Origin of the sequence: Pantoea sp. S61, assembly GCF_016625145.1 — a bacterium.
Lineage (GTDB): Bacteria > Pseudomonadota > Gammaproteobacteria > Enterobacterales > Enterobacteriaceae > Pantoea > Pantoea rwandensis_B.
In genome coordinates, this window is the sequence record NZ_JACVUO010000015.1 from 107,484 (window position 1) to 119,775 (window position 12,292).

Genomic DNA, 12,292 nt, shown 5'->3' on the forward strand with positions numbered 1-12,292 from the left:
GAGGTGAATGAGCGCAGCCAACGCCGCTGCGGCTTGAAGTATGACGGGTAAGAGAGAGAATCATGAGCCACAGCGATACCATCGTTGCCCAGGCGACGCCTCCCGGCCGTGGCGGCGTCGGCATTCTGCGTATTTCCGGCGCCAAAGCCGCTGACGTCGCGCAAGCCGTGCTCGGTAAATTGCCGAAACCGCGCTATGCCGACTACTTGCCGTTCAACGATGCGGATGGCAGCGTGCTGGATCAGGGGATTGCGCTGTGGTTTCCTGGCCCCAACTCTTTCACTGGCGAAGATGTACTGGAGCTGCAGGGTCACGGCGGCCCGGTAATTCTGGATCTGCTGCTGAAACGCATCGTGGCGCTCTCGGGTGTACGCATCGCTCAACCGGGTGAATTCTCCGAACGTGCGTTCCTTAACGACAAACTCGATCTGGCGCAGGCGGAAGCGATCGCCGACCTGATAGACGCCAGTTCAGAGCAGGCCGCGCGTTCCGCCGTGAACTCACTGCAAGGCGCATTTTCCCTGCGTATCAATACACTCGTGGAAGCACTCACTCACCTGCGCATCTACGTGGAAGCCGCTATCGACTTCCCGGATGAGGAGATCGATTTTCTGTCTGACGGCAAAATCGAAGGTCAGCTAAATGCGGTGATCGGCGATCTTGATAACGTGCGCGCCGAAGCGCGTCAGGGCAGTTTGCTGCGTGAAGGAATGAAAGTGGTGATTGCTGGTCGTCCTAATGCCGGTAAATCCAGCTTGCTGAATGCCCTTGCCGGTCGTGAAGCCGCGATTGTCACCGATATCGCTGGCACCACGCGTGACGTTCTGCGTGAGCATATTCATATCGACGGCATGCCGCTGCACATCATCGATACTGCGGGGCTGCGTGAAGCCAGTGATGAAGTGGAGCGCATTGGAATTGAACGCGCCTGGCAGGAAATCGAGCAAGCCGATCGCGTGCTGTTTATGGTGGATGGCACCACCACCGACGCCACAGAAGCGGCCGCAATCTGGCCTGATTTTGTCGCACGTTTACCGGCACAACTGCCGATTACCGTGGTGCGTAACAAAGCCGATATGACCGGCGAAGTGCTGGGTCTGACAGAAGTGAATGACCACTCACTGATTCGCCTCTCTGCGCGGACGGGGGAAGGCGTGGATGCACTGCGCGATCATCTGAAACAGAGCATGGGCTTCTCTGGCAATATGGAAGGTGGCTTCCTGGCACGCCGACGCCATCTGCAGGCATTGGAGTTAGCAGCCACTCACTTACAGCAGGGTAAAGACCAGCTGCTGGGTGCATGGGCGGGTGAACTGCTGGCGGAAGAGCTGCGTCTGGCGCAGCAGGCACTTAGCGAGATCACCGGTGAGTTCACCTCCGACGATCTGCTCGGCAGGATTTTCTCCAGCTTCTGTATTGGTAAATAAACCCATCTACATTTTTTCTCTTCGCACGCTATAGCAGGTAAAAACAACCTTACCTGTTATAGCGGGTAAGACTGATTTTATCTGCTATAAAGCCTAGATGAGGTTATTGCGCGCGTGACGTCTCAATTGCCTGACGATTTTCCGACAGAAATTCAAACGACTATTCTTGATGGACTCAAAGCACGCTCTGCTCGCTTAACCCCATAGCCTAACAGATGTAAAACATGCATCTTTGTTATTTGGCACCCCCTCTCCTTTGCAGTATAACGATCGCTGGCCCGTGCTAAAGCGTACCGGCCTCACCCACGATTCATGCTAAACATTAGGCGCAAGTTGCTGCCTGAACAGGAGAGAAACATGAGTACACCGCTCGACAGCGTGGCGCTGAACGCGCTGTTCAATGACGCTCGCACCCACAGCTACTGGCAGGACAAACCGATTTCTCATGATGTGCTGCAGCAACTCTATAGCCTGACCGCGCTCGGCCCGACTTCAGCCAACTGTTCACCGGGACGGTTCGTGTTTGTCACTTCGCAGGAAGGCAAAGAGAAGCTGAAACCTGCACTCTCCTCCGGCAACGTGGACAAAACCATGGCAGCACCGGCAACGGTGATCGTGGCGTGGGATCCTGAGTTCTATGAAGCGCTGCCCAAACTCTTCCCGCACGGTGATGCACGCAGCTGGTTCACCAGCAGCCCGGATCTGGCGAAAGAGACGGCCTTCCGCAATAGCAGCCTGCAGGCAGGATATTTAATTCTGGCGGCCCGTTCGCTGGGGCTGGATGCCGGCCCGATGTCCGGTTTTGACCCATCAAAAGTCAATGAAGCCTTCTTTAGCGAAAGCAAATGGCAGGTGAATTTACTGATTAACCTTGGCTACGGTGAAGCCAGCAAACTGCATGCGCGTTTACCGCGCCTTGGCTTTGATGAAGCCAGCAAATTTGCCTGATTGATTCCAGGCGTCGGGCATTGCGCGACGCCTGTCACTCACATTAACCCAGCGAGTGAAAACCGCTATTGAAGTACACCATCGGCTCCGCCGCTTCACCTGGCAGTGAAATGCCAACGATGCGCGCCAGCAGCACGCTGTGCGTATTCCACTCCACCACTTTCTCCAGCTGGCAGTCAAAACTCACCAATGCATCAGCCAGCACCGGTGCACCGGTGTTCAGCGTTTGCCACTCACCGCTCTGGAAGCGTTCTGCGCGACGTGCAGACTGACTGAACTGCGCGCATAAATCGTCATGCTGTTCACGCAAGACGTTCACAGCGAAATGGCCAGCATTCACAAATGCGTCGTGGCTGGATGCACTACGGTTAACACACACCAGCAGGCTTGGCGGCTCGGCAGCCAGTGAGCTAACGGAGGTCGCAATCAGACCCAGCTTTTCGCCCTGAAACTCGGTGGTCACTAAAGAAACGCCTGCGGTCAGGCGGCGCATACCATGACGAAATTCATCAAGTGAGATTGATTCCTGGCGAGTAAGTGAAGTTACTGACATAAAAAAACTCCGACGTGCATGCTGCTGCGATGGGCACGATTATCTTGAGGTGGATTGTTCACGCACTTCGATGTGCTTTTGGTTGCCCAAATCCTACACTACCTCAGACTTTACGGCACCCTATCCGCGCAAAATCAGCAAAAGCGTTATATGCAAATTCATCGGATGGGATTAGCCGCCGCTTCGGTCTTATCTGATTTTTGGTCATTCCATGTTATGCCGGATGCAAACCTCTGAGAAAATTCCTACAATAGCCCTGATGATTATCTGACCATTTTCACGGAGCGACAGATGGCTAGTCATTTTGTACGTTGGATGGGTAACTCGCCGCTCTCTTCAGAGCAGTTGCGGGTTCCACAGGATGTGATTAACAGCGCCGAGCGCTTCCCTGACAAGCGCCGTAGCCGTTTTCTTGCCGCACGCGAATTGCTGGCTCAGCTCATGCTGCGTGTTTATGGCATTCGTGAACTCCCGCCGCTTGTGACCACCAGCAGCGGACGTCCTTGCTTTGCCGATCCAAACCTCCCTGACTTTAGTATTGCTTACGCCGGTAATATGGTTGGTGTGCTGCTGGCGGAAGAAGGCGGGCGGGCGGGATTGGATATGGAGATTGTCCGCGCCCACAGCCGTCAGACGCAGGACACGCTCACGCAGGATCTCTCATCCGGTGAAAAGGCGTGGATCAACGCGCAGCAGGATTTCATGGAAGCGGTGACGCAAATCTGGACGCTGCGCCAGAGCATCCTCAAATTAACGGGTGAAAGTGAGAACGGTGCCGGTTCGCTGCAGTTGCACCCTGCTGCCGGCCGTCTGCGCTCCAGCGTGTTTCCGGATATTCAGGCGGTATGTGATGCTGAGCCGATGCTGGTGTGGTCGTGCGCGCTCTCTCCGGGCACTGAGCGCTTATGCCTGTGGGAGATTGATGCACAGCAGCAATGGCAGCCATTGCGCGACGTTGAAATGAGCAAACCGAATATTGGCCCGCGCTCGCTGCGTCTGACCAGCCTCACTCCCACACCGCAAGAAATCGGACATCTCTAACAAAACAGGCCGCAATCGCGGCCTGTTATTTTTAGTGCGCGTCGATAAACGCGATTTTTAGCACAAACAACAGGGCAACAATCACCACGCACGGGCTGATTTCACGCCAGCGTCCTGTGCCAAGCTTCATCACACAGTACGAGATGAAGCCCAGCGCGATACCTTCGGTGATCGAGAAGCTGAAAGGCATCATCGCCGCCGTGACAAACGCCGGGACCGCTTCGGTAAGATCGTCCCAGCGCACGCGTGACAGTGATGCCGTCATCAATACGCCAACGTAAATCAGCGCTCCAGCTGCCGCATAGGCCGGCACCATCGCAGCCAGCGGCGACAGGAACATCACCAGCAGGAACAGAATGCCGGTGATCACCGCCATCAAACCGGTGCGGCCACCAATCGCCACACCTGAAGAGCTTTCGATATACGCCGTCACCGAAGAAGTGCCGATTAGCGAACCGGTCACCGAGCTGATGCTATCGACATACAGCGCCTGCTTCATGCGCGGGAAAGTGCCCTTTTCATCGGTCAGTCCGGCCTTATCGGTGACACCGATCAGCGTGCCGGAAGAGTCGAACAGGTTGACCAGCATAAAGGAGAAGATCACTCCCGCCATACCGATGTTGAACGCCCCTTTAATATCGACCTGACCCACCACCGATGTCACTGCCGGCGGCGCGGCAAATACACCGCTGAATTTCACATCGCCAATGGCTAAGCCAATCGCCGTAGTGACCACAATTGATACCAGCACCGCCGCGTGGATATTGCGTGAGGCCAGAATCGCGATAATGAAGAAGCCCAGCGCCCCCAGCAGTACGCTATGCGAGGTCAGATTCCCGACCGTCACAATGGTGTCGGCATTCGGCACGATGATACCGGCGTTTTTCAGCCCCATCATAGCGATAAACAGGCCGATACCGGCGGTGATGCCGACGCGCAGGCTCATTGGGATGTTGGCAATCATCCAGTAACGTACGCGCAGCAGCGTGAGGATCAGCAGACCGAGCGCCCCCCAGAAGATCGCCCCCATGCCAACCTGCCATGAGTAACCCATGGCGCCAACCACCACAAACGCGAAGAAAGCGTTCAGCCCCATCGCCGGTGCCAGTGCCACCGGCAAGTTCGCCACCAGCCCCATCAGGATGCTGCCAAAGGCCGCTATCAAACAGGTGGTGACAAACACCGCCTGGGTATCCATGCCTGCCGCGCCCAAAATTTGCGGGTTTACAAAGACGATGTACACCATCGTCAGGAAAGTCGTGAAACCGGCGATCACTTCGGTGCGCGCGGTTGTGCCGTGTTCCTGCAGCTTAAAGATGCGCTGCAACAAGCCCTGATTGTTCATTCAACTGTCCCGGAAAAAAATTTATCGCCGCGTATCCTATAGATTTTAGCCGGGCAAAACACTGATTATTCGCAAACGGTTGCCGGAGTCGCTTTCTGCGCTGAGTGCGCTAGAGTGTCAGCTGGTTGTTTAATAAAAGGATGATGTGCGATGTCAGTTGAATGTGTGTTTTTCGATTGCGACGGTACGCTGGTCGACAGTGAAGTGATCTGTACGCAATCTTACGTCAACACCTTTGCCCAATACGGTATTGAGCTCTCTTTGCAGCAGATGTTTGAGCAGTACAAAGGGGTTAAGCTCTATGACATCGTGCGGGATGTACTGGCGAAGCATCAAATCGACGTTCCCATCGAAGAATTCGAAACCGCCTATCGCGCTGATGTCGCCCGCCTGTTTGACCTCGACCTGAAGCCGATTACCGGTGCCAAAGCGCTGGTGGAAAGCGTGAAAGTGCCGATGTGCGTGGTCTCGAACGGGACAGTGAAGAAGATGCAGCACTCGCTGGGTTTAACCGGCATGCTGCCATACCTCGAAGGTCGGCTGTACAGCGGTTATGACATTAATCACTGGAAGCCCGATCCCGAGTTGATGTATCACGCGGCGGAGCAAATGCAGGTGCCGATTGAGAAGTGCATTCTGGTGGACGATTCAGAGGCTGGTGCGCGTGCGGGGATCGCGGCGGGCATTCCGGTATTTTACTACTGCGCTGATGCGCACAATCCGGAGTTGGATCATCCGCTGGTGACGCGCTTTGACGATATGGCGCAATTGCCAGCGCTGTGGCGCGCAAGGGGTTGGGATTTGGTGTAAACCCAGGGCGGCATGAATGTCGCCCCTGCAGAAACCGGCGCAGGATGTCCGGGCAATGCATGATTCAAATCGACTGACCACAAAAGTGTTACCTCTGTGGTCGGTCTGATCTGTTCCCTGTGTGCCCGGTGGAACCTGGTGCTGCCCCTACAGAGGCCGGTATGCGATTTTGAACAGTTCGCAGGTAAGATCTAATCGGGTGCGCATTTATGCGCACCAGGTAACCTAAACGCCTTAGCCAATCGCGCCCAGCGAATCCTCGTTACTCTGCTTCTTCGGCAGCAGGAACAACGTCGCCACGATATCCAGCAGGTAAATCAGCGCCAGCAGCGTGATCGCCGCGGTAAACGAGATTTGCGCCGCCAGCAGGCCAATCACCAGTGGACCAAAGCCACCTACGCCACGCCCAAGGTTGAACAACACATTCTGCGCGGTAGCGCGCGCCTGCGGTGGGAAGGTGTCGGAGATCAGCGCGCCGTAACCGCCAATCATGCCATTCACAAACATCCCCATGATCGCGCCGGTAAACAGCATAACGGTAGGATCGCGCAACTGCGCATACACCACCACCATCGCCACCGCGCCAAATTGGTACAGCAAGAAGATTTTCCAGCGGGCAAAGCGATCGGCCAGCACACCAAACAGCCAGATACCAAAGGTCATGCCCACCACGGTCACCGCTGTCCACAAGCCGGATTTGGTCAGGCTAAAACCAAAGCTGGATGAGAGGTAACTTGGCATCCAGATCATCAGACCGTAATAACCGAAATTCTGCACCGAGCAGAGAATAAAGATGCCCAAACTCGCTTTGCTGGTGGCGCGATCGGCAAACAGCAGTTTGATACGTGCGGCGAACGACAGCTGCGGTGTTTTTTCCACGTGACGCGTAAAGCCTTCCGGCTCGCCCATACTGCGGCGAATCACAAACGACACCAGCGCAGGCAGTAAGCCCACCAGGAACATGCCGCGCCAGCCAATCACGCTCAGCAATGGCGGCGTAATAAAGGCGGCCAGCAGTACACCGAGCTGCCAGCCGATGCCGACCCATGCCGAGGCGCGATTACGCTTCTCTTTCGGCCAGGCTTCCGCAATCAGCGCCATGCCAATACCAAATTCACCGCCCAGCCCTACGCCTGCCAGCGTGCGGTAGGCCAGCAAATCCCTGTACCCCTGCGCCACCGCGCACAGCCCGGTAAAGATGGAGAACATCAGAATGGTCACGGTGAGAATACGGATACGACCATAACGATCGCTGAGATGGCCAAACACAATACCGCCAATCACCGCGCCGATCAGCGTCCAGGTGACCAGCGAACCGGCCTGAGAGGGATCGAGCGCCAGCGAGACGCTGATTGCCGGTAACATAAAGCCCAGAATTAACAGATCGAAGCCGTCCATCGCATAGCCACTAATGGCAGCAACCATCGCTTTTGCCGGCGTCACGGCGTTTTTTTTCGTTATTGGGGAAGACATTTAACAGCACCTGGCAGAAAAAAGTGCGCCAAGTATAAAGAGAGGGAATCGCGGAGACCAATCAGAAATGAAGATGGCTGCCTGTTTGCCACAGTGGCAACAGGCAGCCGAAACGGCAATTAAGAGGGTTTATTGCTGCCGTCATCACCTGACAGCAGTTCATCCAGCTTGTCGCCGCCAACGTGACGGAAATCCTGACCTTTAACGAAATAGAAGATAATTTCGCAGATGTTCTGGCAACGGTCACCGATACGCTCGATAGCGCGGGCACAGAACAGCGCCGTCAGTACACTTGGGATGGTGCGTGGATCTTCCATCATGTAGGTCATCAGCTGACGCACAATGCCTTCGTACTCTTTGTCGACCTTCTTATCTTCACGATAGATCTTAATGGCTTCATTCAGATCCATACGCGCGAAGGCATCCAGCACGTCGTGCAGCATCTGCACGGTGTGGCGACCCAGAGACTCCAGGCTCACCAGCAGCGGCAGGTGCTGCTGGCTGAACTTCTCCAGCGCCGTGCGGCTGATTTTCTCAGCGACGTCACCGATACGTTCCAGCTCAGAGATGGTCTTGATGATTGCCATCACCAGGCGCAAGTCGCTGGCGGTAGGCTGACGTTTGGCGATGATGCGCACGCAGGCTTCATCAATCTCCACTTCCATCATGTTGACCTTCTGGTCACCGTCGATCACGCGACGTGCCAGCTCGCCATCCTGGTTGTGCATCGCGGTAATGGCATCGGTAAGCTGCTGCTCCACCATGCCACCCATGATCATCACCTGAGTGCGAATATGTTCCAGCTCCGCGTTGAACTGACCGGAGATGTGTTTGTTCAGATTCAAATTGTCCATGTGCGTCTCCTGAATCAGCCGTAACGACCGGTGATGTAATCTTCGGTCTGCTTCTGCGCGGGCTTGGTAAACAGTGTATCGGTGTCGCTGAATTCGATCAGCTCGCCCAGATACATGAAAGCGGTATGGTCAGAACAACGCGCGGCCTGCTGCATGTTGTGCGTCACGATCACCACGGTGTAATCCTGCTTCAGCTCGGTGATCAGCTCTTCAATACGACCGGTAGAGATCGGGTCGAGGGCTGAGCATGGCTCATCCAGCAACAGCACTTCCGGGCGAATCGCGATGCCGCGTGCGATGCACAGACGCTGCTGCTGACCGCCGGAGAGACTGTAACCGCTCTGATGCAGCTTGTCTTTGGTTTCATTCCACAGCGCGGCTTTGGTCAGCGCCCACTGCACACGCTCGTCCATATCGGCACGTGACAGCTTTTCAAACAGACGTACGCCAAACGCGATGTTGTCATAAATCGACATCGGGAACGGCGTTGGCTTCTGGAACACCATGCCCACGCGTGCGCGCAGCAGGGCGATATCCTGATGGGAAGCCAGAATATTGTCGCCATCCAGCAGAATGTCACCTTCAGCACGCTGCTCAGGGTAGAGCGAGTACATTTTGTTGAAGGTGCGCAGCAGGGTGGATTTACCACAGCCTGATGGTCCGATGAAGGCGGTGACCTGGTTCTTCGCGATATCCAGGTTAATGTTCTTCAGAGCGTGAAACTTTCCGTAATAGAAGTTCAGATTGCGAACCTGAATTTTACCGGCAGAAGTCGTTGCCATACTCATTGCTCATCTCTCATGTGCAGCGCCGCCGAAGCCGCGCCGGGAAATTAATGTTTGCCCTTGGCGAAAACCACTCGCGCGACAATGTTCAGCAGCAGCACGCACAGGGTAATGATCAACACACCCGCCCATGCCAGGCTTTGCCACTCGGCAAACGGGCTCATGGCGAATTTGAAAATCGTCACCGGCAGGTTGGCGATCGGCTGCATCATGTCGGTGCTCCAGAACTGGTTCGACAGCGCAGTAAACAGCAGCGGTGCGGTTTCGCCCGCGATGCGTGCCACGGCCAGCAGCACACCGGTGATAATCCCGGATACCGAGGCTTTCAACGTGATGGCAGAAATCATCTTCCACTTCGGCGTACCCAGTGCATAAGCCGCTTCACGCATGCTGTCTGGTACCAGACGCAGCATGTTTTCCGAGGTACGAATCACGATAGGAATCTGCAACAGGGCCAGCGCCACCACACCCGCCCAGCCAGAGAAGTGCTGCATCTGTGCCACCACGATGGTGTAGACAAACAGGCCCACCACAATCGACGGTGCTGACAACAGGATGTCATTGATGAAGCGAATCACTTCCGCCAGCCAATGCTTACGGCCATATTCGGCAAGATAAATACCGGCCATGATGCCCAGTGGCGTACCGATCACCGTTGACCACAGAATCAGTAATCCACTGCCCGCCAGGGCGTTAGCTAAACCACCGCCTGCGGTGTTCGGTGGCGGGGTTGATTCGGTGAACAGTGACCAGCTCAGGCCATCGATGCCTTTGGTGACGGTAGTGAACAGAATCCACACCAGCCAGAACAGGCCAAAGGCCATGGTCAGCATCGACAAGGTCAAAGCGATTTTGTTTTTGGTACTGCGCCACGCCTGCATTTTGCGGCGCGAGGCTTCCAGCTCAGCGCGAGCCTGCATTTCAATAGCTGTCATGAACGGGCTCCTTCACTCTTCGCCAGACGCAGGATCATCAGTTTAGAGATCGCCAGCACGATAAAGGTAATCACGAACAGGATCAGACCCAGTTCCATCAGCGCGGCCACGTGCACACCCGACTCGGCTTCAGCGAATTCGTTCGCCAGCGCAGAGGTGATGCTGTTGCCCGGCATAAACAGCGAGGCGCTATCGAGCTGGTAGGTGTTACCGATGATAAAGGTCACCGCCATGGTTTCACCCAAAGCACGACCCAGACCGAGCATCACGCCACCGATTACGCCGTTTTTGGTGAATGGCAGCACGATGCGCCAGATCACTTCCCACGTGGTGCAACCAATGCCGTAAGCGGACTCTTTCATCATTACTGGCGTCTGCTCAAACACATCACGCATCACCGAAGCAATGTACGGGATGATCATGATGGCGAGAATGACACCTGCCGCCAGAATACCGATACCGAATGCCGGGCCTGAGAACAGGGTGCCCACAATCGGAATGTTCGACATCACGTTGCCGACCGGCGTCTGGAAGTACTCAGCGAACAGCGGGGCGAAGATGAATAGGCCCCACATGCCGTAAACGATACTCGGGATCGCGGCCAGCAGCTCAATCGCGGTACCCAGCGGGCGACGCAACCAGTTTGGCGCCAGTTCCGTCAGGAACAGCGCAATGCCAAAGCTCACCGGCACAGCGATGATCAAGGCAATGATGGAGGTGACGAGGGTGCCGTAAATCGGTACCAGCGCACCAAATTGTTCGTTTGGCGCATCCCAGGTTTTGGTCCATAAGAAGGAAAAACCAAATTTTTGGATGCTTGGCCAGGAGGAGAAAATCAGGGAGACGATAATGCCACCCATCAACAACAACACGATAAGCGCGGAAAGTTTCACCAGCGCGCCGAAAATCATGTCACCTTGTTTACCTGGGGCTTTGAACGTCGGCTTAGTGGCAGCCATAAGTTTCTCGGTTCTCAGAGGAAGTTCAGGGCGGCATACCATGCCGCCCATCGGGTTGGTCAGTCAGGGGAGACTGACCGGGTCATTCACTTACTTGTAAATCGCTTTGCCTGAGCTGTCTTTGATGTTCGCTTTCCAGGCAGTACGAATCTGGTTAGCAACGCTTTCTGGCAGCGCGGCGTAATCCAGTGAGGTTGCAGTTTTGCTGCCGCCTTTGTAAGCCCAGTCGAAGAACTTCAGCACTTCAGCACCTTTCTCAGCATTCGCCTGGTCTTTGTAGATCAGGATGAAAGTGGTTGAGGTGATCGGCCATGCATCGTTGCCTTTCTGGAAGGTCAGGTCTTGAGCGAAAGACTCGCTCCAGTTTGCGCCTTTGGCTGCGTTAGCAAAGCTGGCTTCGCTTGGTGCAACAGATTTACCGTCAGCATCAACCAGTTTGGTGTAGGTCAGGTTGTTCTGCTTAGCGTACGCATATTCAACGTAGCCAATTGAACCCGGCAGACGCTGTACGAATGCAGCTACGCCGTCGTTACCTTTACCACCCAGACCGGTTGGCCAGTTAACGGTGTTACCTTTACCAATTTTGCTGTTCCAGTCTGCGTTGACTTTAGACAGGTAGCTGGTGAACACGAAAGAAGTACCTGAACCATCAGCACGGCGAACCACGTTGATGTTGGTGTCTGGCAGTTTCACGCCGGGGTTCAGTTTAGTGATCGCCGGGTCATTCCACTTTTTGATGTTGCCCAGGTAGATGTCGCCAACGGTTTTGCCGTCGAGAGTCAATTCACCTGATTTCACGCCTGGGATGTTAACGGCCAGCACCACGCCACCGATAACGGTAGGGAACTGGAACAGACCATTTTTTTCCAAATCGGCATCAGCCATCGGCGCATCTGACGCACCGAAATCAACGGTTTTAGCGATGATCTGCTTAACGCCGCCTGAAGAACCAATACCCTGATAGTTGATTTTGCTACCGGTAGCTTGCTGGTATTCTGCTGCCCACTTGGCATAAACCGGTGCCGGGAATGTACCGCCAGCGCCAGTCAGGTCGGTGGCTGCAAAAGCAGATACCGCGCTTACTGCGAAGGTGGCGGCGAGGATTCGGGCTACGGATGTACGCATCAGTGTCATGTTCCCTCCAGGGGATTTAAAAAAAATC

The 12,292-nt window shown here is 55.2% G+C and carries 12 protein-coding genes; 4 read left to right on the forward strand and 8 right to left on the reverse strand.

What is annotated here, in order from left to right; genetic code table 11:
- Window positions 1–62: 62 nt before the first annotated feature.
- Both mnmE and IAE30_RS22845 read left to right on the forward strand, forming a co-directional pair.
- Window positions 63–1,427 carry a tRNA uridine-5-carboxymethylaminomethyl(34) synthesis GTPase MnmE gene (gene mnmE, locus IAE30_RS22840; RefSeq protein ID WP_038643954.1) on the forward strand — a complete coding sequence of 455 codons (1,365 nt, stop codon included), beginning with the start codon at window positions 63–65 and terminating at the stop codon, window positions 1,425–1,427.
- 357 nt (window positions 1,428–1,784) lie between these two features.
- Window positions 1,785–2,375, forward strand: coding sequence for a malonic semialdehyde reductase (locus tag IAE30_RS22845; RefSeq protein ID WP_038643955.1), 591 nt, complete (start codon window positions 1,785–1,787; stop codon window positions 2,373–2,375).
- Window positions 2,376–2,418: 43 nt separating this feature from the next.
- Here IAE30_RS22845 and IAE30_RS22850 read toward each other — a convergent pair whose 3' ends face one another.
- Window positions 2,419–2,928, reverse strand: coding sequence for a flavin reductase family protein (locus tag IAE30_RS22850; protein ID WP_034830017.1), 510 nt, complete (start codon window positions 2,926–2,928; stop codon window positions 2,419–2,421).
- A gap of 291 nt (window positions 2,929–3,219) precedes the next feature.
- Here IAE30_RS22850 and IAE30_RS22855 point away from each other — a divergent pair, with 291 nt between their 5' ends.
- On the forward strand, window positions 3,220–3,969 hold the full coding sequence (locus tag IAE30_RS22855) for a 4'-phosphopantetheinyl transferase superfamily protein (protein ID WP_045815082.1): 750 nt from the start codon (window positions 3,220–3,222) through the stop codon (window positions 3,967–3,969).
- A gap of 31 nt (window positions 3,970–4,000) precedes the next feature.
- Here the strand turns inward: IAE30_RS22855 and IAE30_RS22860 are convergent, their stop codons facing one another.
- The gene (locus IAE30_RS22860; RefSeq protein WP_038643959.1) at window positions 4,001–5,314 is read right to left on the reverse strand and encodes an NCS2 family permease; all 1,314 of its coding nucleotides are present in this window, start codon (window positions 5,312–5,314) and stop codon (window positions 4,001–4,003) included.
- A 150-nt stretch (window positions 5,315–5,464) separates the two neighbouring features.
- On the opposite strand from IAE30_RS22860, the gene yieH reads away from it, so the two are divergent.
- Window positions 5,465–6,124, forward strand: coding sequence for a 6-phosphogluconate phosphatase (gene yieH / locus IAE30_RS22865; protein ID WP_200681071.1), 660 nt, complete (start codon window positions 5,465–5,467; stop codon window positions 6,122–6,124).
- Window positions 6,125–6,358: 234 nt separating this feature from the next.
- Here the strand turns inward: yieH and IAE30_RS22870 are convergent, their stop codons facing one another.
- The 6 genes from IAE30_RS22870 to pstS all read right to left on the reverse strand — a co-directional run bounded on the left by IAE30_RS22870 (window position 6,359) and on the right by pstS (window position 12,264).
- Window positions 6,359–7,597 (reverse strand): MFS transporter, encoded by a 1,239-nt coding sequence (locus IAE30_RS22870; protein WP_038643961.1) that lies wholly within the window; start codon window positions 7,595–7,597, stop codon window positions 6,359–6,361.
- A gap of 119 nt (window positions 7,598–7,716) precedes the next feature.
- Window positions 7,717–8,451: a phosphate signaling complex protein PhoU gene (gene phoU / locus IAE30_RS22875; RefSeq protein ID WP_038643963.1), complete on the reverse strand. Its 735-nt coding sequence runs from the start codon at window positions 8,449–8,451 to the stop codon at window positions 7,717–7,719.
- A 14-nt stretch (window positions 8,452–8,465) separates the two neighbouring features.
- On the reverse strand, window positions 8,466–9,239 hold the full coding sequence (pstB, locus tag IAE30_RS22880; protein WP_034830029.1) for a phosphate ABC transporter ATP-binding protein PstB: 774 nt from the start codon (window positions 9,237–9,239) through the stop codon (window positions 8,466–8,468).
- Window positions 9,240–9,283: 44 nt separating this feature from the next.
- Window positions 9,284–10,171 carry a phosphate ABC transporter permease PstA gene (gene pstA, locus IAE30_RS22885; protein ID WP_038643964.1) on the reverse strand — a complete coding sequence of 296 codons (888 nt, stop codon included), beginning with the start codon at window positions 10,169–10,171 and terminating at the stop codon, window positions 9,284–9,286.
- The gene (gene pstC, locus IAE30_RS22890) at window positions 10,168–11,130 is read right to left on the reverse strand and encodes a phosphate ABC transporter permease PstC (RefSeq protein ID WP_038643966.1); all 963 of its coding nucleotides are present in this window, start codon (window positions 11,128–11,130) and stop codon (window positions 10,168–10,170) included. Before pstC ends, pstA begins: the two co-directional genes overlap by 4 nt.
- A 90-nt stretch (window positions 11,131–11,220) precedes the next feature.
- Entirely contained in the window at window positions 11,221–12,264 is a 1,044-nt protein-coding gene (pstS, locus tag IAE30_RS22895; RefSeq protein ID WP_045815086.1) for a phosphate ABC transporter substrate-binding protein PstS, read from the reverse strand.
- Between the last annotated feature and the right edge of the window lie 28 nt (window positions 12,265–12,292).